24 protein-coding genes and 1 riboswitch are annotated in these 23,649 nt (G+C 68.9%); of the genes, 13 read left to right on the top strand and 11 right to left on the bottom strand.

Annotation, left to right across the window (positions count from 1 at the left end):
• The 6 genes from OEZ60_RS05940 to OEZ60_RS05915 all read left to right on the top strand — a co-directional run bounded on the left by OEZ60_RS05940 (position 1) and on the right by OEZ60_RS05915 (position 3,882).
• Positions 1 to 654: an NADH:ubiquinone reductase (Na(+)-transporting) subunit D gene (locus OEZ60_RS05940; RefSeq protein WP_263334152.1), complete on the top strand. Its 654-nt coding sequence runs from the start codon at positions 1 to 3 to the stop codon at positions 652 to 654.
• Positions 651 to 1,253: an NADH:ubiquinone reductase (Na(+)-transporting) subunit E gene (nqrE, locus tag OEZ60_RS05935; RefSeq protein ID WP_263334151.1), complete on the top strand. Its 603-nt coding sequence runs from the start codon at positions 651 to 653 to the stop codon at positions 1,251 to 1,253. Before OEZ60_RS05940 ends, nqrE begins: the two co-directional genes overlap by 4 nt.
• Complete coding sequence (gene nqrF / locus OEZ60_RS05930) at positions 1,250 to 2,470, top strand: NADH:ubiquinone reductase (Na(+)-transporting) subunit F (protein ID WP_263334149.1); 1,221 nt, start codon at positions 1,250 to 1,252, stop codon at positions 2,468 to 2,470. Before nqrE ends, nqrF begins: the two co-directional genes overlap by 4 nt.
• Before the next feature lie 37 nt (positions 2,471 to 2,507).
• Entirely contained in the window at positions 2,508 to 2,678 is a 171-nt protein-coding gene (locus tag OEZ60_RS05925; RefSeq protein ID WP_263334147.1) for a hypothetical protein, read from the top strand.
• A complete protein-coding gene (locus OEZ60_RS05920) occupies positions 2,671 to 3,069 on the top strand; it encodes a CBS domain-containing protein (RefSeq protein WP_263334145.1) in 399 nt (132 codons plus the stop codon). Before OEZ60_RS05925 ends, OEZ60_RS05920 begins: the two co-directional genes overlap by 8 nt.
• Positions 3,070 to 3,171: 102 nt before the next feature.
• A complete protein-coding gene (locus tag OEZ60_RS05915; RefSeq protein ID WP_263334143.1) occupies positions 3,172 to 3,882 on the top strand; it encodes a FadR/GntR family transcriptional regulator in 711 nt (236 codons plus the stop codon).
• 2 nt (positions 3,883 to 3,884) lie between these two features.
• Here OEZ60_RS05915 and OEZ60_RS05910 read toward each other — a convergent pair whose 3' ends face one another.
• Positions 3,885 to 5,180: an ABC transporter substrate-binding protein gene (locus OEZ60_RS05910; protein WP_263334142.1), complete on the bottom strand. Its 1,296-nt coding sequence runs from the start codon at positions 5,178 to 5,180 to the stop codon at positions 3,885 to 3,887.
• A 163-nt stretch (positions 5,181 to 5,343) separates the two neighbouring features.
• On the opposite strand from OEZ60_RS05910, the gene OEZ60_RS05905 reads away from it, so the two are divergent.
• A complete protein-coding gene (locus tag OEZ60_RS05905) occupies positions 5,344 to 6,711 on the top strand; it encodes an NAD(P)-binding domain-containing protein (protein ID WP_263334140.1) in 1,368 nt (455 codons plus the stop codon).
• A 63-nt stretch (positions 6,712 to 6,774) separates the two neighbouring features.
• Here OEZ60_RS05905 and OEZ60_RS05900 read toward each other — a convergent pair whose 3' ends face one another.
• Genes OEZ60_RS05900 through OEZ60_RS05890 form a run of 3 tightly spaced genes read right to left on the bottom strand, consistent with a single transcriptional unit; the run spans position 6,775 to position 9,322 of the window.
• Complete coding sequence (locus OEZ60_RS05900) at positions 6,775 to 8,127, bottom strand: sensor histidine kinase (RefSeq protein ID WP_263334138.1); 1,353 nt, start codon at positions 8,125 to 8,127, stop codon at positions 6,775 to 6,777.
• Complete coding sequence (locus tag OEZ60_RS05895; protein ID WP_263334137.1) at positions 8,127 to 8,786, bottom strand: response regulator; 660 nt, start codon at positions 8,784 to 8,786, stop codon at positions 8,127 to 8,129. Before OEZ60_RS05895 ends, OEZ60_RS05900 begins: the two co-directional genes overlap by 1 nt.
• Positions 8,787 to 8,830: 44 nt before the next feature.
• The gene (locus tag OEZ60_RS05890) at positions 8,831 to 9,322 is read right to left on the bottom strand and encodes a PepSY domain-containing protein (RefSeq protein WP_263334135.1); all 492 of its coding nucleotides are present in this window, start codon (positions 9,320 to 9,322) and stop codon (positions 8,831 to 8,833) included.
• A gap of 130 nt (positions 9,323 to 9,452) precedes the next feature.
• On the opposite strand from OEZ60_RS05890, the gene OEZ60_RS05885 reads away from it, so the two are divergent.
• Together OEZ60_RS05885 and OEZ60_RS05880 are read left to right on the top strand one after the other, a co-directional pair.
• Positions 9,453 to 10,436 (top strand): hypothetical protein, encoded by a 984-nt coding sequence (locus OEZ60_RS05885; protein WP_263334133.1) that lies wholly within the window; start codon positions 9,453 to 9,455, stop codon positions 10,434 to 10,436.
• A 97-nt stretch (positions 10,437 to 10,533) separates the two neighbouring features.
• Positions 10,534 to 10,755: a hypothetical protein gene (locus OEZ60_RS05880; protein WP_263334132.1), complete on the top strand. Its 222-nt coding sequence runs from the start codon at positions 10,534 to 10,536 to the stop codon at positions 10,753 to 10,755.
• Between the two features lie 149 nt (positions 10,756 to 10,904).
• Here OEZ60_RS05880 and OEZ60_RS05875 read toward each other — a convergent pair whose 3' ends face one another.
• The 7 genes from OEZ60_RS05875 to OEZ60_RS05845 form a co-directional block, all read right to left on the bottom strand.
• The gene (locus OEZ60_RS05875) at positions 10,905 to 11,654 is read right to left on the bottom strand and encodes a hydroxymethylpyrimidine/phosphomethylpyrimidine kinase (protein WP_263334130.1); all 750 of its coding nucleotides are present in this window, start codon (positions 11,652 to 11,654) and stop codon (positions 10,905 to 10,907) included.
• A gap of 16 nt (positions 11,655 to 11,670) precedes the next feature.
• Complete coding sequence (locus OEZ60_RS05870) at positions 11,671 to 12,255, bottom strand: thiamine phosphate synthase (RefSeq protein WP_263334128.1); 585 nt, start codon at positions 12,253 to 12,255, stop codon at positions 11,671 to 11,673.
• The gene (locus OEZ60_RS05865; RefSeq protein WP_263334126.1) at positions 12,255 to 13,013 is read right to left on the bottom strand and encodes a thiazole synthase; all 759 of its coding nucleotides are present in this window, start codon (positions 13,011 to 13,013) and stop codon (positions 12,255 to 12,257) included. Before OEZ60_RS05865 ends, OEZ60_RS05870 begins: the two co-directional genes overlap by 1 nt.
• Position 13,014: 1 nt before the next feature.
• Entirely contained in the window at positions 13,015 to 13,212 is a 198-nt protein-coding gene (gene thiS, locus OEZ60_RS05860; protein ID WP_263334125.1) for a sulfur carrier protein ThiS, read from the bottom strand.
• Positions 13,202 to 14,146, bottom strand: coding sequence for an FAD-dependent oxidoreductase (locus OEZ60_RS05855; RefSeq protein WP_263334216.1), 945 nt, complete (start codon positions 14,144 to 14,146; stop codon positions 13,202 to 13,204). The genes thiS and OEZ60_RS05855 overlap by 11 nt, the downstream gene beginning before the upstream one ends.
• Entirely contained in the window at positions 14,146 to 15,936 is a 1,791-nt protein-coding gene (thiC, locus tag OEZ60_RS05850) for a phosphomethylpyrimidine synthase ThiC (protein ID WP_263334123.1), read from the bottom strand. Before thiC ends, OEZ60_RS05855 begins: the two co-directional genes overlap by 1 nt.
• A 99-nt stretch (positions 15,937 to 16,035) precedes the next feature.
• Positions 16,036 to 16,160: riboswitch (TPP riboswitch) on the bottom strand.
• Between the two features lie 27 nt (positions 16,161 to 16,187).
• Complete coding sequence (locus OEZ60_RS05845) at positions 16,188 to 17,813, bottom strand: hypothetical protein (RefSeq protein WP_263334121.1); 1,626 nt, start codon at positions 17,811 to 17,813, stop codon at positions 16,188 to 16,190.
• 310 nt (positions 17,814 to 18,123) lie between these two features.
• Between OEZ60_RS05845 and OEZ60_RS05840 the strand changes: the two genes are divergently transcribed.
• The 4 genes from OEZ60_RS05840 to OEZ60_RS05825 all read left to right on the top strand — a co-directional run bounded on the left by OEZ60_RS05840 (position 18,124) and on the right by OEZ60_RS05825 (position 23,648).
• Positions 18,124 to 19,089 carry an NAD-dependent epimerase/dehydratase family protein gene (locus OEZ60_RS05840; RefSeq protein ID WP_263334119.1) on the top strand — a complete coding sequence of 322 codons (966 nt, stop codon included), beginning with the start codon at positions 18,124 to 18,126 and terminating at the stop codon, positions 19,087 to 19,089.
• A gap of 101 nt (positions 19,090 to 19,190) precedes the next feature.
• Positions 19,191 to 20,372, top strand: a complete 1,182-nt coding sequence (locus OEZ60_RS05835) for a glycosyltransferase family 2 protein (protein ID WP_263334117.1) — start codon at positions 19,191 to 19,193, stop codon at positions 20,370 to 20,372.
• A complete protein-coding gene (locus tag OEZ60_RS05830; protein ID WP_263334116.1) occupies positions 20,365 to 22,872 on the top strand; it encodes a glycosyltransferase in 2,508 nt (835 codons plus the stop codon). The genes OEZ60_RS05835 and OEZ60_RS05830 overlap by 8 nt, the downstream gene beginning before the upstream one ends.
• Entirely contained in the window at positions 22,869 to 23,648 is a 780-nt protein-coding gene (locus tag OEZ60_RS05825; RefSeq protein WP_263334114.1) for an ABC transporter permease, read from the top strand. The genes OEZ60_RS05830 and OEZ60_RS05825 overlap by 4 nt, the downstream gene beginning before the upstream one ends.
• The last annotated feature ends 1 nt before the right edge of the window (position 23,649 follow it).

Here is a 23,649-nt window from a genome sequence, read left to right as displayed (position 1 = left end):
ATGGCCACGTTCCTCGACCGCCTGACCCGACCGCTGATCGACGAGAACCCGGTGACGTTGCAGATCCTCGGGATCTGTTCGGCGCTCGCGGTCACGACGACTCTGGCCACGGCGCTGACGATGGCGGCGGCGCTGACGGTGGTGCTGTGCCTCTCGGGCCTCTTCATCAGCCTGATCCGCCGGCATATTCCGCATTCGGTGCGGCTGATCGTCCAGATCACGATCATTGCCTCGCTCGTCATCGTGATCGACGGGCTCCTGCGCGCCTACGCGTTCGAGATGAGCCGGCGGCTCTCGGTCTTCGTCGGGCTGATCGTCACCAACTGTCTCGTCCTTGGCCGGGCCGAGAGCTTCGCGATGAAGAACCCGGTCCTGCCGACGCTCGCCGACGCCTTCGGCAACGGGATGGGCTACAGCCTCGTCCTGATCGTCGTCGGCACGTTGCGCGAGCTCCTCGGCGCAGGCACGCTCCTTGGCCGGCCGGTCTTGGCGACCGTGTCGGAGGGCGGCTGGTTCGAGCCGCTCGCGCTGATGCAGCGGGCGCCGGCGGCGTTCTTCATCCTCGGGCTCCTGGTCTGGACGATCCGGGCCCTGCGCCGGTCGCAGGCCGAGGCGCCGGACTACCGGCTCGAGGCGGCGGAGGAGGAGCGATGACCGAGCTCCTCTTCAGGGCGATCTTCGAGGAGAACCTCGCGCTGTCGTTCTTTCTCGGCATCTGCACCTTCCTTGCGGTGTCGAAGCGGGTGGAGACGGCGGCGGGGCTCGGGCTTGCCGTCATCGTGGTGCAGACGATCACGGTGCCCCTGAACAACCTGATCCAGACGCATCTTCTGTCCGAAGGCGCCTGGGGCTGGGCGGGGCTGCCGGAGGTCGATCTGGGTTTCCTGAAGCTCGTGACCTTCATCGGCGTGATCGCGGCCTCGGTGCAGGTGCTTGAAATGACACTCGACCGCTTCGCGCCGTTGCTGTACCGCGCGCTCGGGATCTTCCTGCCGCTGATCACGGTGAACTGCGCGATCCTCGGCGGCAGTCTTTTCATGGTCGAGCGCAGGTACGATTTCGCGGAGGCGGTCGTCTTCGGCTTCGGCAGCGGCGTCGGCTGGGCGCTTGCGATCGTGACCTTCGCCGCGATCCGCGAGCGGCTGCGCTACAGCGACATGCCGGCGGGGCTGCAGGGGCTTGGCAGCGCCTTTCTCGTGACCGGGCTCATGTCCCTGGGGGTCTCGGCGCTGGCGGGGGCGGGCGGGCCATGACCGAGATCGTCCTTGGCAGCGTGCTCCTGACCGCGATCGTCCTTGTCCTCACGGCGGTCGTCACGGCCGCGCGGCGGGTGCTCCTGCCCGCGAAGCCGGTCTCGATCACCGTCAACGGGCGCGAAAACGTCGCCGCCATGACCGGCGACAAGCTGCTCTCGGCGCTTGGTCAGGCCGGGATCCTCGTGCCCTCGGCCTGTGCCGGGGCCGGGACCTGCGGGCTTTGCCGGGTGACGGTGACCGGGGGCGGCGGGACGGTGCTGCCGACCGAGACCGCGCGGCTGAGCCGGGCGGAGCTGGCGCAGGGGATGCGGCTGGCCTGCCAGGTGACCTTGCGCGGCGATGTCGCGGTGGCGCTGCCGGACAGCCTGATCGGCGCCGAAAGCCTCGACTGCACGGTGCACTCCGCCCGCTTCCTCGCGCCGTTCATCCGGGAATTCGTGGTCGCGCTGCCCAAGGACGCCCGGCCGGCGCTGCCTGCGGGGAGCTTCTTCCAGATCACCGCGCCGCCCTACCGGCTGCAGTTCGACGAGCTCGACGTGCCGGCGGAACACGAGCGGGCCTGGCGGGCGGTTCGTCCGCTCGTCTCCGAGAGCCGGCAGAGCGAGACGCGGGCCTATTCGATCTCCAACCGGCTTGAGGACAGCGAGGCCGGGCGCGTCGTCTTCAACATCCGCCTCGCGCTGCCGCCGCCGCATGAGTCGGAGGCGCCGCCGGGCAAGGTGTCCTCCTACCTCTTCTCGGTGAAGCCGGGCGACCGGATCGAGATCGCCGGTCCCTTCGGCAGCTTCCGCGCTCAGGAGAGCGATCGCGAGATGGTCTTCATCGGCGGCGGGGTCGGCATGGCGCCCTTGCGCGCGATCATCCTCGACCAGCTGGAACGGTTGGGGACGCAGCGGCGGATGAGCTTCTGGTACGGCGCGCGGAACCGGGGCGAGCTGTTCTACGCCGAGGAGTTCGACGCGCTCGCCGCGAAGCACGACAATTTCCGCTGGACGGTCGCGCTTTCCGACCCGCGCCCGGAGGATGGCTGGCAGGGGGCCACCGGCTTCGTTCACAGGGTCGTCGAGGAGCGGCTGCTGAAGGATCACCCCGCGCCGGAGGACTGCGAATACTACCTTTGCGGCCCGCCGCTGATGATCAAGGCGGTGCTCGCGATGCTCGCGGATGCGGGCGTGGAGGACAGTGCCATCTTCAACGACGATTTCGGAGCCTGAGCGATGGAACCGCCCCTGACCCTTACGGAGAGATGACATGGCGACCTTCCTTCTGACCCTCGCGATCCTGCTTCTCGTCCAGGCCGGCCTCGCGGTCGGGATCCTCGCCGGGCGCCGCCCGCTCAAGGGATCCTGCGGCGGCGTCGCCTGCCTCGGGGGCGCAGCCTGCGCCCGATGCAGGGGCGGGGAAGGGGGCGGCGATGACTGACCGCCCCAAGGTCGCCGACTGCATGGCGCGTGAGCTGATCACGCTGACCCCGGACATGGAGATCAACCACGCGCTGAGGATCCTGCTCGACCGGCGCATCTCGGGCGCGCCCGTGGTCGACGCGGCGGGCCAGCTCGTCGGGGTCCTGTCGAAGAAGGACTGTCTCCGGGCGGCGCTGAACGCGTCCTACTACCAGGAGTGGGGCGACTGCGTGCGCGACTACATGAGCCGCGACGTCGAGACGCTCGACGCGAACCTGGATATCGTCGCGGCGGCGGAGGCCTTTCTTGGCAGCGTCTACCGGCGCTTTCCGGTCGTGTCGGAGGGGCGGCTCGTCGGGCAGGTCAGCCGCGCCGACGTCCTGCGCGCGCTTGTCGAGCAATGGGGGTGAGCGGCGCAGGGCTGGGCTGACGGGCGCAGTTGTGGCCTCTGTCGCGATCTGGTTAACTCCGGGCGACCGAACCGGGATCCCGCCGTGAACAACCGTCTGGCCATGTCCAAACCCGCCGAGGCCGCCGAGAGCACCATCGGCGCCACCGTGCAATCCGTGATCGACACGATCTTCGGCCGCATCGAGGCCGAGGAATACGCGATCGACGAGCGCCTGCCCTCGGAGCGGACGCTCGCGGCCGAGCTCGGCGTCGCGCGCAATACCGTGCGCGAGGCGCTCGACGTGCTGGAGACCCGCAAGGTGATCCGCCGCCGCGCCGGCAGCGGCAGCTTCGTGACCTACAACGCCGAGGCGCAGACGAACGCCGCGCCCTCGGCGCTCGCCTCGAACACGAGCCCGCTGAACCACCTCGTGGTGCGCGGCATCCTCGAACCCGAGATGGTGCGGCTCGCGATCATCAACATGACGCCGCGCCAGATCGAGGCGCTGGGCGAGACCCTGTCGCAGATGGAGCAGGTGCGGACCGACGTTGCCGCCTTCGTGCGCCAGGAGGAGGAGCTTTACCGCCAGATCGCGCATGGCACCGGCAACCCGCTGCTGGCGGCCTGCTACGAGCTTGCCATCGACTCCTGCCGGCAGAATTTCCGCGCCGCGCTTCTCCGGCGGCACCTGACTCCGAAGCGGATCGGCGAGTACCAGCAACGCTACAACACGCTCTTCAACGCGATCGCCTCGCGCGATATCGAGGCGGCGGTCGAGTTCATCAAGCTGCACCTGATCGAGGAGCAGAAGCTGCTCCTGCAGGAGATGTGAGCCTAGAGGCTGCGGCGCGCAAGCGCGGTCTTGCTGCCGGCGCGGGCCTGGCGCTGGTCCCACATCTGGCCGAGCTCGATCATCTGGGCCTTGAGGCGGGGCCCGTGCTCTGCGAGCCAGTCGGGGATCGAGCCGAACTCGACGATCCGCGCCTTGCCGTCGGTGAGCCGCACCACCGGCCAGTCGCCGACGAGCGCGTTGTCGATGCCGAAGATCTCCGCCCCCCACCAGGCGGCCGGCCCGAAGGCATGCATCACCGCGCCGGACTGCTTCATCGCGGCGAGGACCGAGATCGAGGTCACGCTGCCCGCGCGTTCTGCCGCCGTGTGCCAGATGTCGAGGATCGCGGCATATTCCCAGGAAACCGCGCTCCAGCTGTCGGGGAAGCGGCGCTGGTATTCGTCGTAGAAATCCTTCGGGCGGTTGAAGAAGAAGGCCTTTTCGGCGAGCGCGGGGTCGTCGAAATCGGGGAACTGGAAGACGAAGCCCTCCATGAAGGTGCGCGAGGTGCGCGCGACCAGCCGGGGATAGGCGTCGAGCGTGCAGGAGAGAAGCTGGCCGGTGAAGCCCGCGGCATGGGCGGCCTCGGTCAGGGCATGGACCATCGGCGTGTAGCTCGTGCACCAGCAGAGCATGTCGGGATGGTCGGCCAGCATGGCCGCGACGATCGCGCCCGCGTCGGCGGCGTCCGGGTCGTAGCGGATCTCCTTGACCACCTCGATTCCGGCGGCGTCGAAGGCTGCCCGGTAGGTCGCGAGCGAGGGCAGGCCCAGCGCGTCGGTCTGGCTGCAGAGCGCGACGCGGCGGATCTCGGGGCGGCTCCGCGACAGCCAGTCGACCCCGGTGACGTTGTAAATCGGATGGAGTTCGCTCGGCGCGATCAGGTAGGGCGTGTCCGGCGACAGGTCGCTTGGCAGGAGCGTCGCGGTGAGGATCTTGCGGTCGGTGAGGTAGTCCATCACCGCCGACAGCGTGTCGCCGCCGAGAGAGAGGATGAGCTTGACGTCATGTTCCTGCACCAGCTTGCGGACGCCTTCCCGCGCGAGCTTCGGGTCATAGCGGCAGTCGTAGGGCAGGATGCGGATGTTGTGGCGCCGGCCGCCCAGCTGGAGCCCGCCCTTGCGGCCGATTCGGTCGGCCCAGATCTGGCAGCCGTTGAGACCGGGCAGGCCCCAGGATTGGACTGGACCAGTCAGCGGGGCGACGAATCCGATGTTGATCGTGTCCGCAGTCCCGGTGGTCAGCCGGGGGAGCGCCCCCTTTACGGCCAATCTTTGCGCGAAACTTCCTGAGCTCATGTCACCGATATTACGTCCTTTTCGTACGTTGTGCAGCCCTTTTGCGACGGAATATTACCTGTAGGCAAAACTTTTTATTGACAGGCGGACAACCAATTCGCCAATCTGGTGCAAACCAAAGGAACCAGATCGCGAAATTGGTTCATACCACCAGGAGGTCGAAATGAGGAAACGCGTAGCCATCATCGGTGCAGGCCCGTCCGGCTTGGCCCAGTTGCGGGCCTTCCAGTCCGCCGCCCAGAAGGGCGCGGAGATCCCGGAACTGGTCTGTTTCGAGAAGCAGTCGAACTGGGGCGGCCTGTGGAACTACACCTGGCGCACCGGCCTCGACGAGAATGGCGAGCCGGTCCATTGCTCGATGTACCGCTACCTCTGGTCGAATGGTCCGAAGGAAGGTCTCGAATTCGCCGACTATTCCTTCGAGGAGCATTTCGGCAAGCAGATCGCCTCCTACCCGCCGCGGGCAGTGCTCTTCGACTATATCGAGGGCCGCGTGAAGAAGGCCGACGTGCGCAAGTGGATCCGGTTCAACAGCCCGGTCCGCTGGGTCAGCTTCGACGACAAAACCAAGAAGTTCACCGTCACCGTGCATGACCACGACACGGACCGCACCTACAGCGAGGACTTCGACCATGTGATCTGCGCCTCGGGCCATTTCTCGACGCCGAACGTGCCCTTCTACGAGGGGTTCGACACGTTCAACGGCCGCGTCCTTCATGCCCATGACTTCCGCGACGCCCGCGAGTTCCGCGGCAAGGACATCCTCGTCGTCGGCGCCTCCTACTCGGCCGAGGATATCGGCTCGCAGTGCTGGAAATACGGCTGCAAGTCCGTCACCTCCTGCTATCGCAGCGCTCCGATGGGCTTCAAATGGCCGGACAACTGGGAAGAGCGGCCGGCGCTCGAGAAGGTCGACGGCAACACCGCCTATTTCGCCGACGGCACCACGAAGGTCGTCGACGCGATCATCCTCTGCACCGGCTACAAGCACTATTTCAACTTCCTGCCGGACGACCTGCGGCTGAAGACCGCGAACCGGCTGGCGACCAACGATCTCTACAAGGGCGTCGTCTATGTCCACAATCCGGCGATGTTCTACGTCGGGATGCAGGACCAGTGGTTCACCTTCAACATGTTCGACGCCCAGGCCTGGTGGGTGCGCGACGCGATCATGGGCCGGATCGCGATCCCGTCCGACAAGGCGGTGCTGATGAAGGACGTCGTCGACCGCGTGGCGGGCGAGGATGCCGGCAAGGATGCGCATGACGCGATCCATTATCAGGGCGACTACGTCAAGGAACTGATCTCCGAGACCGACTACCCGAGCTTCGACGTCGACGGCGCCTGCGAGGCCTTCTTCGAGTGGAAGGACCACAAGAAGAAGGACATCATGGGCTTCCGCAACAACGCCTATCGCTCGGTCATCACCGGCACGATGGCGCCCCTGCACCACACGCCGTGGAAGGATGCGCTCGACGACTCGCTCGAATCCTACCTGCAGACCGGGACCGCCCGGGCGGCGGCGGAATAGGTTCGCCTCCTACTTCCCGGGAGCCCGAACCTGCGCGGCGGCCACTCCCCGTGGCCGCCGCGTTCACGTCCGGACCGGACCGAGCCCGAGCCGTGTCGGGATCGAGATCCGGACCGACAGACCGCCGAGAGCAGCGGAATCGCCGAGCGTGATCGTGCCGCCATAGGCCTGCACGAGATCGGTCGCGATGGCGAGGCCGAGGCCGGTTCCCGGCGCGGAGGTGTCGAGCCGCCCGCCGGAGCGCAGCGCCTCGCGGCGCGCATGGTCGGGAATGCCGGGGCCGTCGTCCTCGACCGCAATCCAGGTCTCGGAACCGGAATTGCCGCAGGCGAGCCGCACCGTCCTGCGCGACCACTGGAAGGCGTTTTCGAGGACGTTGCCGAGAACCTCCTCGAGATCCTGCATGTCCATCCGGATGCGGAGATCGGGATCCGCCTCGGTCCGGAAATCCTTCGAGCGGGTGGCGGGCATCGAGCGGAAGAGCCGCGCCATGCGGTCCACCGAACCGGAGAGGTTCGCAAGCGCCTGCGTCGTGGCACCGCTGTTCGCCGCACGGATCCGGGCGAGGGAGCGCAGGAGCTGGGCATCGACCCGGTCGAGCGCCTCCTTGGCGGGCGCGATGTCGGTGCCATCCCGCTCCAGCGAATCGAGCGCGTTGCGCAGGATCGCCGACGGTGTCTTCAGAGCATGGGCGAGGTCGGCCGCCTGGCGCCTGCCGCGCTCGACGATGTCGCGGTTGCGTTCGAGCAGCGTGTTGATGTCGGCGACCAGCGGGGCGACCTCGCTCGGGTAGTCGCCGGGATCGAGCGCCTCCTCGCGGTCCCAGCGGTGCGCGACATCCTCGCGCAGCTTGGTCAGCGGACGCACGATCGCCGAGGTCTGCAGGATCGCGCCGGCGATCCCGAGCACGCCGATCAGGGCCAGCGTCGACAGCAGGCCCTGGCGGAACCGCTGGCGTTCGAGTTCGAGCGCGGCAAGGGATTCCGCGACCATCACGGTCCAGGACGTGCCGTCATCCAGTTCGACGAGGCTGTAGGCGCCGCGCACCGTGCCCTCCGGGCCGGCGCCGGTCCAGAACTTTGGCTCGGGCGCGGGGTCGCGCGGCTCCGGCAGGAGGGAATCGAACAGCGAGCGCGACGCGACCGTGTCGGTCTCGGCGCCGGAAATCTGCCAGTAGCGGCCCGAATAGGGCCGCAGATAGGCCGGGTCGGTCAGGAAGTCCTCGACCAGGTCGACGTCGCCCTCAGTGTTGCCGAGCGCCGAGACGAGCTGCAGTTGCCGGTCGAGGAGGGTGTCGTCGAACCGCCGCTGGGTTGCGACATCGAAGATGTAGTAGAGCGCGACCCCGCCCACCGCGAGGGCAATGGCGGCCCAGATCAGGCCGCCGACGATCGCGCGGTGCCTGAGGGACCGCATCAGCCGTTGTCGATCATGTAGCCGCTGCCGCGGACCGTCTGGATGAAGTCGGGGCCGAGTTTCTTCCTCAGGCGCGTGATGAAGACCGCGATCGTGTTGGAATCGCGGTCATTGTCATATTCGTAGATATGCTCCGCCAACTCGCTGCGCGACACGAGCCGCCCGGCATTGTGCGCGAGATAGGACAGGACCGCGGCCTCCTGCGACGTCAGCTCGACCGGAAAACCGCCCAGGGTCACGCGGTTGTTGCGGGTGTCGAACTCGACATTGCCCTTGCGGAAGACCGGGTTGACCGTGCCCGACCGCCGCCGCAGCATCGCGCGGACCCGGGCCGAGAGCTCGGGCATGTGGAACGGCTTCGACATGTAGTCGTCGGCGCCCGCGTCGAGGCCGTCGACGCGGTCGGTCCAGCCGTCCCGCGCCGTCAGGATCAGCACCGGTGTCGCCACGCCCTGGCCGCGCCATTCCTTCAGGACCGAGATCCCGTCCCTCTTCGGCAGGCCGATATCGAGGATGATCAGGTCGTAGGGCTCGGTGCCGCCCATGAAGGCCGCTTCCTCGCCGTCATGAACGACATCGACGGCCCGGCCCTCGGCAATCAACGCGCGCTTGATCTGCTCGCACAGAACGGTTTCGTCCTCGGCAATCAGTATCCGCATGTCTGGTCACGGTCCCGGCTGGTGAGTGCTTCGCGGATGATAGACTATTTCGGTCCGTTGCCGCCACCGTTGCCGCCGCCGTTTCCACCACCGTTGCCGCCGCCGCCACCGCCGCCCTTGCTCTTGCCGGACTTGCTCTTGCTGCTGCCCTTGGCCTTGCCGGGTTTCTGCGCCGAGGCGGTCATGCCGTTGTTCGTCTTGCGGGCGGCTTCGCGCACCGCCTTCGCGCGCGCCGAGAACCGCGACAGGACAGCCCCGGTCGAGGCGTCGACGACCACCGAGGCGAGCTTTCCGTTCGGCTGCATCACGAGGACGTTGTAGCAGATGCCGTCCGCGTCAAAGGCGCGCACATCGACGGGATCGCCGGATACGCTGCGCGAGATCGAGGAGTATATCTTCTGGAGGCTGAGGCTGCGGCCGGCGTTGACGCTCTGGCGCAATTCCTTCTGGCTCAGTTCGCGCACGCTGGCCGCCTGCGCCGGGACGGGCGCCAGGGCATGAGCAACAAGACATGCGAGAACAACGCGCCTGATCATCAGAAATTCTTAGCAAAACCAAGATTAACCGAAGATGAATGCCGCGTTGTCATTCGGTTCAAGCAGTCTGTGGTTGTTTCGGGGTGACGATCAATCCGTCGCTGATTCCCGGGCAATGGCCGCGCGGTCGGTGAGCGGACCCAACAACCAGAATTTGCCGGAGCGCCAGATGCCCTCGCCTGCCAACACCTTCCTGAAAGTCGCCTGCTTCGCCATTGCTTCGCTCGGGGCGGCGGCCTTCGTCGCGACGGTCGCTGCACCCGATGTCGCCTATGCCAAGAACGGCAACGGCAAGGGCGGCGAAGGCGGCAAGGGCGGCGGCAAGGGTGGCTCGAAAGGTGCAGGCAAGAGCAAGGGCGGCAATGGCGCCAAGGGTGCGACCAAGAGCGCCCAGAAGACCTTCACAAGCGAGGAGTTCGTGGGCAAGCCCAAGGTCAAGCCCATGCCCTTCGGCAAGGCCAAGATCGCCGCTGCCGAATACGATTACGAGGGCGAATACGAGGGTGCCGCGCGGCTGCATCCGAGGCTGAAGGGCAAGTGGAACGCCTCGAATGCCAGCCAGTCGGCGCTCGACGCCCATATCCGCAACCAGAACTTCAACGGCACGATCGGCGCGCTGTCGCAGTACCAGCTCGCGGCCAAGGCGGCCGCTGGCGAGGAACTGACGGAAACCGAGCAAGCGGCGCTCGACACCTTCGTGGATTTCGACGCGATCGAGGTCTCCGACCAGGATCTGGCCGATTTCCTCAATGACGGCGCACTCGTCAGCGACCCGGTCTATTCGGTCGAGGACGGCATCGTGAGCTGTGCCGCGAACTGCGATGGCGTCGACCTTGCGGCAGCCCAGACGGCCGCCGACACAGAAGCAATGAACATCCAGGAGGCAGAGGAGCAGATGGCCCTCGACGGTTTCCTGTCCGATTCCGAAGCCCGTATCGTCAATGAGTCGAACAAGCCGCTGACGCCGGAAGGTACCGAGGATCTGCTCGACGAGCTGGCCTCGGACCTCGGCGTCAGCCGCGCGATGCCGGTGGCGGAGTTCGAAGAAGTCGAGGAGATGCCGGTCGAGGAGCCGGAGATCATCGTGGAAGAGCCGGCGCCTCTCGTCCAGTGAGGCGGCCGGGTACCGGCGTTTTGTGACAACAATAACAAGAAAACCAAAGAGGTAGAGCAGCTAAGGAGGAATAATACAACGAGACGGATGGTGAGACATGACCCTTTATAGGATTATCGATCGCTTCGCTCTTGTTCTGGCTTTGTTGTCGTTCTGCTTGTTTTTTGTGATGCAGGAACTCGAGACCGCGATTTCCATGTTGGCGCTCTGGCCATTGACCCGGGCTGCCGTGCTTGTAGTCGACGTTTTCTTCACGTTCTTTACAGAGCGACCGCTCATCAAGGTGGTCGGGGACTCCGAAAATCGTTTGAGGGACTGACCGCGCAGGGATGACCGCGGAGGTTTGAAGCGGACCCGCCGCCGGATAGGCCGGCCGATGAGGTCGCGTGAGATGTACAACGCCCGCGGATCCCGTCAGGCACGGCTCCGGCCCGCTAACCGAAGCGGTTCGCGTCCCGCCGGAGTGGCTCAGGGGTCCGCCTGCGGTTCTGAACAATCCGAAATATACGCTGCGGTGACCGCCTTTGCATCACGTGCGGCCCGATCGAGCGGCACGCCGTTCGCGAGGGCGGCGGCGAGGGCCGACGCGAAGGTGCAGCCGGTTCCCCGGCGCGTCCGGCCCTGGCGCGGGGCGTGGAAGGCACTTATGCCGGCCGCCGAGAACAGCCAGTCGCAGGCGTCCTCTCCGTCATCGTGCCCCCCCTTCAGGAGAACCGCACCGGCGCCGAGCGCGAGCAGCGCCTTGGCCTGCCGTGTGCGCTCCTTGTCGTCGCGCGCGGGTGGGCGTCCGGTCAGCAGCGCTGCTTCGGGCAGGTTCGGGGTGACGACCGTGGCAAGCGGGAGGAGCGATGCGATCAGCGCCTCCCGCCCCGGTTTGTCGAGAAGGGCGGCGCCGGAGGAGGCGGCGAGGACGGGGTCGAGGACGACCGGGATGCCGCGGGGCAGGGCCGCCACGACGGCGGCGACGGTGTCCGCGCCGCCGAGCATGCCGATCTTCACCGCATCGACAGGCCCCGCGTCGAAGGCCGCCGTGATCTGTGCCGAGAGGAGCGCGGGCGCCACGATCTGACAGGCCGTGACTTTCCGGTCGGTCTGCGCGGTCACCGCCGTCAGCGCGACCCGTGCGGTGCAGCCGAGCGTGGACAGCACGGCGAGGTCGCGCGCCGCCCCGGCGCCGCAGCCGGAATCGAATCCGGCGATGACGAGCACGGTCTTCATGCGCTGCGGCCCCCGGTCACCGCGTGGCCTCGATCCAGTGGCGTGTCCGCGCCTCGGGGTCCGGCGCGCGGAGGATGTCGGTCACGACCGCCGCGCTGTCGGCGCCGGCGGCGAAGACGCCGGGCAGGCGTTCGGGCGTGAGGCCGCCGATGGCGACGAGCGGCAGCGCGCCGATCCGGCGCTTCCACTCTCGCACCCGGTCGAGCCCCTGCGGCGCCCAGGGCATCTTCTTGAGGAGCGTCTGGTAGACGGGACCGAGGGCCACATAGGCGGGATCGCAGGACAGCGCGCGCTCAAGCTCGGCCTCGTCATGGGTCGAGATCCCGAGCCGGAGCCCGGCGCGGCGGATCGCGGGGAGGTCGGCGGTGTCGAGATCCTCCTGCCCGAGATGGACGAAGCCGGCGCCGAGGTCGATCGCCTCCGGCCAGTGATCGTTGATCACCAGTTCCGTGCCGTGGCTTTGGCAGAGGGCGATGGCCCGCGCGATCTGGGCAGCGCGGTCGGGTATGTCCTTGAGGCGTAGTTGCACCAGCCGGACGCCGAGCGGGACGAGCCGCGTCAGCGTCTCGGCGTCCGGAACGATCAGGTAGAAGCGGTCCATCACGCGAGCTCCGCCATGCCGAAGACCGGGGTCGAGGGCCGCGCCATGTCGCGCGGCGGCATCAGGCCCGCGAGATGCGCGGCGCGGCCCGCCTCGACGGCGAGCGCGAAGGCGCGGGCCATCGCGACCGGATCGGCGGCCTTGGCGACGGCGGTGTTGAGGAGCACCGCGTCATAGCCCATCTCCATCGCCTCGGCCGCCTGGCTCGGCGCGCCGAGCCCGGCGTCGATCACCAGCGGCACGCCCGGAAACGCCGCCCGCATCGCCCGGAGCCCCTCGCGGTTGCGCAGGCCCTGGCCGGAGCCGATCGGCGCGCCCCAGGGCATCAGCACCTCGCAGCCCGCCGCGAGCAGGCGTTCGCCGGCGATCAAGTCCTCGGTCGTGTAGGGAAAGACCGCGAAACCGTCGGCGGCGAGGATCCGCGCCGCCTCGACGAGGCCGAAGACATCGGGTTGCAAGGTGTCGGCATGGCCGATCACCTCGAGCTTGATCCAGTTGGTGCCGAAAAGCTCGCGCGCCATGTGGGCGGTGGTCACCGCCTCCTTCACGCTGTGGCAGCCGGCGGTGTTGGGCAGGATCCGGCAGCCCGAGGCGCGGATCAGGTCACGGAAGGCGCCGCCGCCCGGTCCCTCGCGGCGGAGCGAGACGGTGATGACCTCGGCCCCGGCGGCGGATATGGCCTCGGCGAGGACCGCGGGCGAGGGGTATTGCGCCGTGCCGAGCATCAGGCGCGAGGAAAGCGCGGTGCCGTAGACCATCTCAGCCTCCCTGCATCGGCGACAACACTTCGACCTTCACACCGTCGGTGAGCGTGGTCGCGGCGCGGCAGGGGACCGGCACGAAGACGCCGTCGAGCGCGGTGGCGACGGCGCGAGGCGGGTAGCCCTGCTCCTCGACGAGCTCGGCCAGCGTCGTCGCGCGGACCTCGACGGGCTCGCCGTTCAGTTCAAGACGCATGGCGGGTCTCCTGGTAAAGCGTGGCGGCCAGGTCCTCGGCCAGCGCGGGGGCGAGGAGGAAGCCGTGGCGGTAAAGGCCGTTGAGGTGGATCCGGCCGTTGCGCTCGACGATCCGGGGGATGTTGTCGGGATAGGCCGGGCGCAGGCCGGCGCCGGTCTCGATCACGCGGGCCTCGGCGAAGGCGGGATGGAGCGCGTAGGCGGCCGACAAGAGCTCCATCGTGGCGCGCGCGGAGATCGGGCCGGGATCGTCGCTCTCGACCATCGTGGCGCCGATGAGGAAGCGGCCGCCCGCGCGCGGGACGACGTAGCAGGGAAAGCGCGGATGGAGGAGCCGGACGGTGCGGGTGAGCGTCACCTCGGGCGCCTCCACGAGAAGCATCTCGCCCCGGACCGCGCGCAGTTCGGGCAGGGCGTCGCGCGCCGCGAGGCCGCGGCAGTCGATCACCTGACCCCGCGGTTCCGCATCAGTGCCGAGGCGCAGCGCGACGCCCATCGCGGCGAGCCGCGCCCTGAGCGCGGCCAGAGCCGCGCGCGGGTCCATATGCGCCTCGTCGGCATAGTGGAACCCTTCGGCGAAACGCCCGGCGAGGTCGGGCTCGAGGCTGCCGGGATCGGCGGGCGCGTGGCCCCTTGTGGCGCGGGCGAAGCGGTGGAGTTCGGCCCGGTCGCGCGGCGGGGCGACGACGAGCGTGCCGCGCCGGACGACGCCCGGCACGCGCGCCGCCCACCAATCGACCGCGCGGCGACCGTTTTCGACGACGCAAAGGGGCGCGCTCTCGCCCTCGCAGAAGGGCGCGAGCATGCCGCCGGCATACCAGGAGGCGCCCTGCGGATCGGGCGCGGGGTCGATCACCTCGACCCGCGCGCCGCGTTCGGCCAGCATCGTCGCGGCGCAAAGCCCCGCGACGCCGGCCCCGAGGACCGAGAACATCATTCCGCGACGTCCAGGTACAGTTCGCCGCCCTCGCGGAACTTCTCGGCCATCCGCGCCATGCCGGCGGCCTTCTCGGCCTCGGCGCGGATGTCGTGGCTGATCCGCATCGAGCAGAACTTCGGCCCGCACATGGAGCAGAAATGCGCGACCTTGTGGGCCTCCTTCGGCATCGTCTCGTCATGGAAGGCGCGGGCGGTGTCGGGGTCGAGCGAGAGGTTGAACTGGTCCTCCCAGCGGAACTCGAACCGGGCGCGGGAAAGCGCGTCGTCGCGCGCCTGCGCGCCGGGATGGCCCTTGGCGAGGTCGGCGGCATGGGCGGCGAGCTTGTAGGTGATCACCCCGGTCTTGACGTCGTCGCGGTCGGGCAGGCCGAGATGCTCCTTCGGAGTGACGTAGCACAGCATCGCGGTGCCGAACCAGCCGATCATCGCGGCGCCGATGGCGCTGGTGATGTGGTCGTAGCCCGGCGCGATGTCGGTCGTGAGCGGCCCGAGCGTGTAGAACGGCGCCTCGTGGCAATGGTGAAGCTGCTTGTCCATGTTGGCCTTGATCTTGTGCATTGGCACGTGGCCCGGCCCCTCGATCATCACCTGGCAGTCATTGGCCCAGGCGATCTTCGTCAGCTCCCCGAGCGTTTCCAGTTCGGCGAACTGTGCCGCGTCGTTGGCATCCGCGATCGAGCCGGGGCGCAGGCCGTCGCCAAGGCTGAAGCTGACGTCATAGGCCCGCGCGATGTCGCAGATCTCGTCGAAATGCTCGTAAAGGAAGCTCTCGCGATGATGGTGCAGGCACCACTTGGCCATGATCGAGCCGCCGCGGCTGACGATGCCGGTCACCCGGCTCGCGGTCATCGGGATCATGTGGAGCCGCACCCCGGCATGGATCGTGAAATAGTCGACGCCCTGCTCGGCCTGTTCGATCAGCGTGTCGCGGAACACCTCCCAGTTCAGGTCCTCGGCGATGCCGCCGACCTTCTCCAGCGCCTGGTAGAGCGGCACCGTGCCGATCGGCACCGGCGCGTTGCGCAGGATCCAGTCGCGGATGTTGTGGATGTTGCGGCCCGTCGAGAGGTCCATGACCGTGTCGGCGCCCCAGCGGATCGCCCAGACCATCTTGTCGACCTCCTCCTCCATCGAGGAGGTGACGGCGGAGTTGCCGATATTGGCGTTGATCTTCACGAGGAAGTTGCGGCCGATGATCATCGGCTCGAGCTCGGGGTGGTTGACGTTCGCGGGGATGATCGCGCGGCCGGCGGCGATCTCGCGGCGGACGAAGTCGGGGGTCACGAGGTCGGGGATCGACGCGCCGAAATCCATCCCGTCGCGGGCGGCGTGCCAGGCCTCCATGCGGCCGAGGTTCTCGCGGATTGCGACGAACTCCATCTCGGGGGTGATCACGCCGGCGCGGGCGCTCGCCATCTGCGTGACCGCGCGGCCGTCCTTGCCGCGCAGCGGCTGGCGGCGGGAGGGGAAGGCCGGCACCAGCCGCGCGCCCTCGGCAAAGCCGTTGTCGACGGCGGTGACTTCGCGGCCCGCGTAGGCTTCGAGGTCGTCGCGGGGTGCGAGCCAGTTGCGGACGACGGGCAGGCCCGTCGCGATGTCGGTCGCGGTGGCGGGATCGGTGTAGGGGCCGGAGCTGTCGTAGACCGTCAGCGACGCCTCGCCGCCGCCGACCGCGATCCGCCGCATCGGCACGCGGATGTCATGGATCTGGCCGGGGACATGGATCTTGCAGGAAGCGGGCAGGGCGCCGGTGGTGATCCGGGGCGGAGTGGTGGGCGTGGTCATGGCGTCTCCTCAAGTGCACTCGATGAGACCCAAGCAACACATGAGGCAGAAAGGGACCGCTTCGGCCCGGTTGGCGGGCCACACGGCCCAAAGAGGCCGGATGGCACCCTTCGGTCTTCCTACGCCAGCATCAACTGGGTCAGGTTCAAAGGGTCGCGTCACCGCATGGTCGCCCATGCTGTCAGCCTCTCAGTCCCCTAGGCGGGACTCCCCTGACGTATCGGCACGTTATGCGCGTCGCCGAGCGGGCGTCAAGCGCCGTCGTGCGGGCTCGCGCGCCCGGTTCCGCTCCGTCGTCGGATGACGATGGTGCGGGGCTTGGCGGCGCGGATCGAGAGGAGCAGGGCAAGGGTCAGTGGCAGGAGGAACATGACCCGCGCGCCGTACCGGTGCGCCGGCTCGGACAGGCCGCCGCAGACCGCGGCGTTCACGACGATGCCGAAGAGAACCAGAACCGTCATCGTGCGAAGTTCCGCCGGCCTGCGGCGGTCGAGGCACATGCCGGCAAGGGCGAGCGCGGACAGTAGGTAGACCGTGCCGTGGAGCCACGCGAGGGGCGCGAGCCATTGGCGATCCGGGCCGGACAGGCGGCCCGCGCCCAGACCCGCGGATGGCCCGCTTGGGTCGGGCATGGCCAGAAGCGCCTCGGTGGGGATGGTCATGTCGATGCGGAAATAGCCGATCTGGGTCGCCACGTTGCGCAGCAGCGCCAAGACGAGGCCTGCGGGGGCGCTCCGCGCGACATCCGCGAGGAACCGCAACTGTTCGTGCGATATCGCCTGCTGCGTCTCGACCGGTAGGCGGCGCAGGGAGCCGAGTTCCCGGCTCTGGGCGAAGATGATGTTCGGGGCATCGAACCGCTTCGGGTCCGCGCCCGCCTGCAGCGCGTCGAAGAGCGCGCAGGTCGCTAGGTCCGGGTCCGGGCAGTGCGCGGCGAGATAGCGGCGTCCGGGGCCGTCGTCGATGAGCCGCGCGGTAACGAAGGGCAGGTAGTGGGCGGTCTTCTTCTCGAACCGCTCGACCGCGTAGCCGAAGACCAGCCGCTCGGCAACGCCGGTCCCGACGAGGAGCCCGATGAGGCCGAGGGCGGTCCACCACCGGCGGCCCGCCGTCGCGGGCGAAAGCAGGAGTCCGACGGGCAGGATCACCGCGGCCATCAGGAGGTGCGACGGATGGACGAGGATGGCCGCGAGCGCGTGCGCGGTCGCGGCCAGTCGGTCGATCCGGTCCATCCGTGGCCAGAAAGCGCAAAGTGCCGCGAGCATCAGGATCAGGACCGGCGCGAAGATGTCCGGCATCAGGAACGCGACATAGAACGGCGCCGATCCGAGGCAGGCCGCGGCGAGCGCGACCGCGGTCAGGTTCGGGGGATGCGGCGCGACAGCGTCCACCGGGCGGAGCTGCCGGACGACGACCCGGACCGCGAGCCAGAGCAGGCCGAGGTTGAGCAGGATCATCCCGCCGGAGCCGGCCGCCCGGATCATGCCCGCGAGCAAGAGGGCGTAGATCGCCGAGCGGCTGGCGTTGACGACGCGGTCCTGTGCGGGGGCCGAGCCGGGCTCCGCTCCGGCGCCTGCCGGTGTGGCCGTTGCCGGGGCGTCCGCGGGCAGGCCGAGCGACGAAAGGATGCTCTCGCCCTGTTCGAGAAAGCCGATGGTGTCGTAGTAGAAAAGCGGCGGCCCGTTGGCGAGCCAGACCGAAAGGCAGAGCGCGGCGGCAAGGAGACTCCAGAGCGCGCGGCGCGTCGTCTCCGACGCCGGAGCGGTCCTGTCCTTGCTCCTTCGGACCATGTGCCTGCGGTTCCCGGCGGTCATCGGTGCGGCCTTGCGGGTTGCCTCGAACGGGTAGCACCGACTGCCGTCAGATGCGTATGCCATTATCGGGGAAAGGTTTTGCGGCGGGCAAGTGGTCTCGGGGGGCGCACAGCGGTTTCCGGACGCGACATGGCAAACGGGAAAGACGCCTGTTCCGGAAACGTGCCCATGCGTGTACCATCGGCGCACAATCCGTCGCGATTCTTAAGGGGTCGCGACCTCCGGCCAGACTGGGACGGGCGCGAATGCAGGATCGGTTGACCACTGCCCCGAAGCGCCCGGCGATCCCGGATCGGATCGCGTGTTTGGGCCATGTCGTGTCAGTTGGTGCGGAGAGGGCGTGTGGTTGCCCCGGCGAAGGAAAGGGGCGGCGATGCGGCTTCTTGTGACCGGCAGCGAGGGTCTCGTGGGGCGCTGGTTTTCGGACGCGCTTCGAGCGGGCGGGCATGATGTCGTCGATTACGACATCCTGCTCGGAGACGACATTCGCGACCTCGGTGCCCTCGACCACGCGATGCGCGGCTGCGAGGGGGTTGTCCATCTGGCGGCGATATCCCGCGTCATGTGGGGCGAAACCCATCCGCGTCTTTGCCACGAAGTCAACGTCGGCGGGACAGCTTCCCTCCTGGCGGCCGTGGCCCGGCAGCGCCAGGCGCCCTGGCTCCTCTTCGCCAGCTCGCGCGAGGTTTACGGCGATCCCTTGTTCTTGCCGGTGATGGAAGGCGCGGCGATCCGCCCGGTCAATCACTACGGCCGCAGCAAGGTCGAGGGCGAGCTTCTCGTCGAGGCCGCCCGAGCCACCGGGCTGCACTGCGCGATCCTCCGGCTCTCCAACGTCTACGGTGGCTTGAACGACCATCCGGACCGTGCCGTGCCATCGTTCCTGTGGCGCGCGCTCGCGGGCGAGGAGCTGCAGGTTTCGGGCTCCGACATGGTGCTCGACTTCGTCCATGTCGAGGATTGCGTGAAGGGGCTGATGACCGCGGCACGGATGCTCTCGGATGGCGCCGCATCGCTGCCGACCGTGCATCTGGCGAGCGGGGTGCCGACGACGCTGCTCGACCTCGCCGAGACCGCGGTCGACACCGCAGGCTCCGCATCGACCGTGAAAGTGGCGGACAGGCGGAGCTACGACGTGCGCGGTTTCGTCGGCGATCCCTCCCGCGCCCTGGAAGTTCTGGGCTGGCGCGCCGGGATCACGCTCGACGCTGGCCTGCGGCGGTTCCGGGACGACATGATCGCGCTCGGCCGGCCGCTCGCGGCGGTGCCGGTGCCGGTCGACGTGCCGCCCGGTGTGGCCGGTGAACGCCGGAATGTTTTGAGTGGTGCATTGGATTGAGGGTCGGCGCGAATTGAGTTCAGGACATTACGGAATGGCGCCGGCAGCGGGTCGCCGCGATCCGCGTGACGCCTGTCGGCCGGATCGGCGCCGATAGGCCGATGGCGACCCGGATCCTCGATATCGGAATTGCCGAGGCGGGCGGGGAATGGACCGGTCTCGACGGCTACGACCGGGCGCTCTTCCTGATCCGGCTCGGTGCCCGGCCGCTTGGCATGGTGACGGTGCCGGTTCGCGACGGGGCGGTCGCGCGCGGCACTGTTCACCGCGCGATCGGCCCGGCGATCCGCCGCGAGCTGGCCGTGGAACTGGCGCGCCGCTCCCATTTTTCGCCGCCACAAGGGTCGGTCCGCTCGGCGACCATCGCGATCTGCACGCGGGATCGGCCGGACGATCTGAGCCGCGCGCTCGCCGCTCTGACGTCATTCGCGGATCTCGGCCAGGAGATCCTCGTCGTCGACAACTGCCCGTCCACGGAGGCGACCCGCCAGCTGGTCGCCGGCTTCCCGTCGGTCCGCTATGTGCTCGAACCGGTCAAGGGCCTCGACAACGCCCGCAACCGGGCACTGACGGAGGCGCGCGGCGAGGTCGTTGCCTTCATCGACGACGATGCCGTGGCCGAGGCGGGCTGGCTCGATGCGCTGCTCAGAGGCTTCGAGGACCCGCGCGTCGCCTGCGTGACCGGCCTGACGATGCCGCTGGAACTGGAGACCGAGGCGCAGGAGGTGTTCGAAGCCCTCGCCGGGTTTTCACGGCGGGGCTTCGCTCGCAGGACGTTCTCCTCGCCGCCGACCCATCCGCTCGCGACCGGAGGCATCGGCGCGGGTGCCAACATGGCGATCCGCCGCGACCTTCTGCACTCGATCGGCCCGTTCGACCCGGCGCTGGATGCTGGAACGCCGACGAAGTCGGGGGGCGACCACGAATACATGACCCGCATCCTGCGCGCCGGCCACCACATCGTCTACGAGCCGGGCGCGGTCAACTGGCACCGCCATCGCCGGAGCTGGGAGGAGCTCGTCGCGACCATGCAGGGCTACGGCGTCGGGGTCTATGCCGGATGGACCCGCGCGTTCCTCGTCGACCACGACTGGGGCGTGTTCCGCCGCGCGCTGGGCTGGTTCCGCCACGAACAGCTGCCGGCACTGGTCCGCGCGACCTTTGCCCCCTCGAAGGACCGGCCGCGCGACCTTCTCTGGGCGGAACTGCGGGGCTGCTGGCAAGGCCCCTTCGCCTATCTCCGGGCGCGGCGGCAGGCAGCGGGCGGAGCGACACTTGACTGAGCCGTGGCCGGAGATCAGCGTCGTCATCCCGACCCATGCGCGCCGCGGCCAGCTTCTGCGCACGCTCGAGGCGCTGGAGCGCCAGAGCCTGGAACCGTCGCGGTTCGAGGTCATCGTCGCGCTCGACGCGGCCGCCGACGGGACCGCCGCCGCGCTCGCGGAGCGCGGCTGGCGGTTCGATCTGCGCCAGGCCGAATCCGCGCGGCGCGCGGCGGGCGCCGCCCGCAATGCCGGCGCGGCGATCGCGCGGGCCGGGCGTCTGGTCTTTCTCGACGACGACATCATCGTCGGCGCCGGTTTCCTCGCGGCGCATCTTCGGGTGGCGGGCGATGACCCGGCCGTTGTCGTGGTCGGGCAGTCGGCCCCGGCCATCGCCGGGGACGGGCTCTTCGCCGAGGCGCTGCGGCGGTGGTGGACCGACCGGTTCCATGCGCTGTCGGCGCCGGATCACCGGTTCGCCTATTCCGACGTCATGAGCGGCAACCTCTCGATTGACCGTGCCCTGTTCGAGCGCCTTGGCGGCTTCGATACGACCCTCGATTGCCGGGAGGACTACGAGCTCGGCTACCGGCTGGTCGCGGCGGGAGCGAGGATTCGATACGCGGCCGACGCGCACGGCCTGCATCACGACACGAGCGATCTGCGGCGGAGTTTCGACCGGGCCCGCGCGGAAGGGCGGGCCGATGTTGCCATCGCGCGCAAGCATCCCGAGCTGTTTCCCTTCCTGCTCGCCGCCGAGATGACGGCGCCGGGCGTCCGGGCATGGCTTTTGCGCCAGTCGGTGTTCCGGCTGGCCGGGCCGGCGCGGCTCGCGGCGGCGGGGCTGGGCGCGCTCCTGCCGGTCTTCGAGGCGGCCGGGCTTCGCCGCACCTGGCACCGGGGCAGCCGCATGGTGCGGACCCATGCCTATCATCGCAGCGTGGCCGAGGCTCTTGGCGGGCAGCGCGAGCTTGATGCGCTCGCCGGGCGCGCGGCCGAGGCGGCGCGGGCGCAGGTGCCGCCGGTCCTCGGGATCGAGCTCTCCGGGGGCATCGAGGCCGTGCGGCGGCAGTTCGTGGAGAGCGGCCCCCTCGCGTTCGAGCTGCGGCTCGGGGGCAAGCCCGTTGCGCGGGTCGGCGCGCAACCCGGCCTCGTGGTGCCGGGTCTGCGGCAGTTCGATGCCGCTCTGGACGCGCGCATCCGCGACTGGGCGCCCGGTGTCATGGCGGCGGAGCGGATGCCGCCCCTGCCGGATGAGCCGCTGGAGGCGCAGGGGGATCCGGCCGAGCGTGACGCGGATGCCGGGACGGCGCTGGCGGAGCTTGACCTCGCCGACTGGCGCTTCACGCCCCGAGGCGGCGGGGCCGGTTATCCCCTGCGCGTGCTGGTGCGCCGCGGTGCCCGGCCCCTCGGCTGGATTTCCCTCGATGAGCCGCCGCCGGCGGGGGCGCTCATGGTCGCGCTGCGGGACGGCGTGGTGCGCGATGCGGCGATCTGCGAGCGGTTTTTGGCGGATGCGGTGACCGCCACGGCGCCGGGGTCCGATCCCGTGCCGCTTACGGTGGTGGTCTGCACGCGCGACCGGACTGAGCGGCTGCAACGGTGCCTCGCCGCGATCGCGGGGCTGGACCATCCGGATTTCGAGGTCATAGTCGTCGACAACGCGCCGGCCACGGAGGCCACGGCGCGGCTCGTCGCGGCGCTGCCCGATGTCCGCTACGTCCGCGAGGGCCGGCCGGGCCTCGACTGGGCGCGCAACCGCGGACTTGCCGAGGCGCGGACCGACATCGTAGCCTTCACCGACGATGATACGGAGGTGGACCGGCATTGGCTTTCGGGCATTTCGGCCGCATACGCCGACCCGGAGGTCGCGGCGGTGACGGGGCTGGTCCTGCCGATGTCGCTCGGGACGGCGGCGGAGCGTTATTTCGAGAATGTCTATGGTGGCATGGGCAAGGGATTTGACCCGGTGACCTGGCGCTGGACGGACCTCAGCCCGCGCGCGATGCTCTGGGCCAACCGCTTTGGCGTCGGCGCCAACATGGCGTTCCGCCGCTCGGCGCTGAACGGGATCGGCGGCTTCGACCCGGCGCTGGATGTCGGCACGGCGACCCGCGGCGGCGGCGATCTCGAGATGTTCCACCGGGTCGTGCGCCGTGGTGGCGCGCTCGCCTACACGCCCTCGGCTGTCGTCTGGCACGAGCACCGGAGCGGCATGGGCGCGCTGCGCGACCAGATGCGCGACAACGGGTCGGGCTTCGCGGCCTATCTTCTCGCCGTGGGCCGGAGCCGCGCGGTCGGCCGGGCGACGCTTCTGGCCTTCGCCGTGCGCGACTGGATCTGGGGCTGGCTCCTCCGCCGTCTGATCTGGCCGCAAGGGAGCTGCCGGCGCCTCACGCTGGCCGAGCTGTCGGGCCTCTTCCGGGCTCCGGGACGATACCGGCGGGCGCGGATCACGGCGCGCCGGCAGGGGGCGACGGACGACCCGGCCGCGCCGCTCGCGGAGGGGCGCGAGGCATGAGGGTTCCGGACCGCAGGTCGATACGGCACATGCTCGACGTGATCGGCGTGCTGGTCGCGCGGGACCAGAAGGCGCGCTACCAGAGCACGGCGATGGGCGTTTTCTGGGCGGTCGTGAGCCCCGCGCTGTTCCTCATGACCTTCTATGTCCTCTTCAAGGTCATGCTGCCCCTGAACATACCCAACTACGCCTCGCACCTCTTCATCGCGCTCATCCTCTGGACCTGGTTCCAGACCACGACGATGGAGGCGGTGGGGACCATCGTCGGCAATCCCGGCCTGGTGAACCAACCGCGCTTTCCCGTCGCCGCGTTGCCGCTGGCCGCCACGGTGTCGAACTTCGTGACGCTGCTTCTCACGCTTCCGCTGCTGGTCGTGATCCTGTGGGTCGAGGGCGCGAACCTCGGGCCGGCGCTCGTCGCGCTGCCGCTCCTGACGCTTTGCCAGTTCGTGTTCGTCCTCAGCATGGCCTATTTCGTCTCGGCGCTGAACGTGGTCTTCCGCGACCTGCAGTACATCGTGCCGATCCTCTTGCAGTTCGGGTATTTCACCACGCCGATCTTCTATTCCTCCGACGCGTTGCCCGAGCGCGCGCGGCAGATCCTCTCGCTCAACCCGATGCTTCAGATCATCGAGGCCCACCGCAGCGTCCTGATCTACGGCGAATGGCCGGACTGGCGCGCGATCGGCATCCTGCTCGTGGCCTCGCTCGTCCTGCTGGCGCTGACCTACCGCTTCTTCCGCGGCGCCAGCCTGCGATTCCTGGAGGAGATCTGAC

The sequence above is a fragment of the Albidovulum salinarum genome, from assembly GCF_025673475.1.
Lineage (GTDB): Bacteria > Pseudomonadota > Alphaproteobacteria > Rhodobacterales > Rhodobacteraceae > Albidovulum > Albidovulum salinarum.
The sequence above is the reverse complement of the archived record's forward strand: the minus strand, read 5'-3'. Positions and strand labels throughout refer to the sequence as shown.

What these genes read in the sequence shown, in the direction of transcription:
- OEZ60_RS05940 (WP_263334152.1), top strand. Translation starts at nt 1, where the DNA reads ATGGCCACGTTCCTCGACCGCCTGACCCGACCGCTGATCGACGAGAAC.
- nqrE (WP_263334151.1), top strand. Translation starts at nt 651, where the DNA reads ATGACCGAGCTCCTCTTCAGGGCGATCTTCGAGGAGAACCTCGCGCTG.
- nqrF (WP_263334149.1), top strand. Translation starts at nt 1,250, where the DNA reads ATGACCGAGATCGTCCTTGGCAGCGTGCTCCTGACCGCGATCGTCCTT.
- OEZ60_RS05925 (WP_263334147.1), top strand. Translation starts at nt 2,508, where the DNA reads ATGGCGACCTTCCTTCTGACCCTCGCGATCCTGCTTCTCGTCCAGGCC.
- OEZ60_RS05920 (WP_263334145.1), top strand. Translation starts at nt 2,671, where the DNA reads ATGACTGACCGCCCCAAGGTCGCCGACTGCATGGCGCGTGAGCTGATC.
- OEZ60_RS05915 (WP_263334143.1), top strand. Translation starts at nt 3,172, where the DNA reads ATGTCCAAACCCGCCGAGGCCGCCGAGAGCACCATCGGCGCCACCGTG.
- OEZ60_RS05910 (WP_263334142.1), bottom strand. Translation starts at nt 5,180, where the DNA reads ATGAGCTCAGGAAGTTTCGCGCAAAGATTGGCCGTAAAGGGGGCGCTC.
- OEZ60_RS05905 (WP_263334140.1), top strand. Translation starts at nt 5,344, where the DNA reads ATGAGGAAACGCGTAGCCATCATCGGTGCAGGCCCGTCCGGCTTGGCC.
- OEZ60_RS05900 (WP_263334138.1), bottom strand. Translation starts at nt 8,127, where the DNA reads ATGCGGTCCCTCAGGCACCGCGCGATCGTCGGCGGCCTGATCTGGGCC.
- OEZ60_RS05895 (WP_263334137.1), bottom strand. Translation starts at nt 8,786, where the DNA reads ATGCGGATACTGATTGCCGAGGACGAAACCGTTCTGTGCGAGCAGATC.
- OEZ60_RS05890 (WP_263334135.1), bottom strand. Translation starts at nt 9,322, where the DNA reads ATGATCAGGCGCGTTGTTCTCGCATGTCTTGTTGCTCATGCCCTGGCG.
- OEZ60_RS05880 (WP_263334132.1), top strand. Translation starts at nt 10,534, where the DNA reads ATGACCCTTTATAGGATTATCGATCGCTTCGCTCTTGTTCTGGCTTTG.
- OEZ60_RS05875 (WP_263334130.1), bottom strand. Translation starts at nt 11,654, where the DNA reads ATGAAGACCGTGCTCGTCATCGCCGGATTCGATTCCGGCTGCGGCGCC.
- OEZ60_RS05870 (WP_263334128.1), bottom strand. Translation starts at nt 12,255, where the DNA reads ATGGACCGCTTCTACCTGATCGTTCCGGACGCCGAGACGCTGACGCGG.
- OEZ60_RS05865 (WP_263334126.1), bottom strand. Translation starts at nt 13,013, where the DNA reads ATGGTCTACGGCACCGCGCTTTCCTCGCGCCTGATGCTCGGCACGGCG.
- thiS (WP_263334125.1), bottom strand. Translation starts at nt 13,212, where the DNA reads ATGCGTCTTGAACTGAACGGCGAGCCCGTCGAGGTCCGCGCGACGACG.
- OEZ60_RS05855 (WP_263334216.1), bottom strand. Translation starts at nt 14,146, where the DNA reads ATGTTCTCGGTCCTCGGGGCCGGCGTCGCGGGGCTTTGCGCCGCGACG.
- thiC (WP_263334123.1), bottom strand. Translation starts at nt 15,936, where the DNA reads ATGACCACGCCCACCACTCCGCCCCGGATCACCACCGGCGCCCTGCCC.
- OEZ60_RS05845 (WP_263334121.1), bottom strand. Translation starts at nt 17,813, where the DNA reads ATGGCATACGCATCTGACGGCAGTCGGTGCTACCCGTTCGAGGCAACC.
- OEZ60_RS05840 (WP_263334119.1), top strand. Translation starts at nt 18,124, where the DNA reads ATGCGGCTTCTTGTGACCGGCAGCGAGGGTCTCGTGGGGCGCTGGTTT.
- OEZ60_RS05835 (WP_263334117.1), top strand. Translation starts at nt 19,191, where the DNA reads ATGGCGACCCGGATCCTCGATATCGGAATTGCCGAGGCGGGCGGGGAA.
- OEZ60_RS05825 (WP_263334114.1), top strand. Translation starts at nt 22,869, where the DNA reads ATGAGGGTTCCGGACCGCAGGTCGATACGGCACATGCTCGACGTGATC.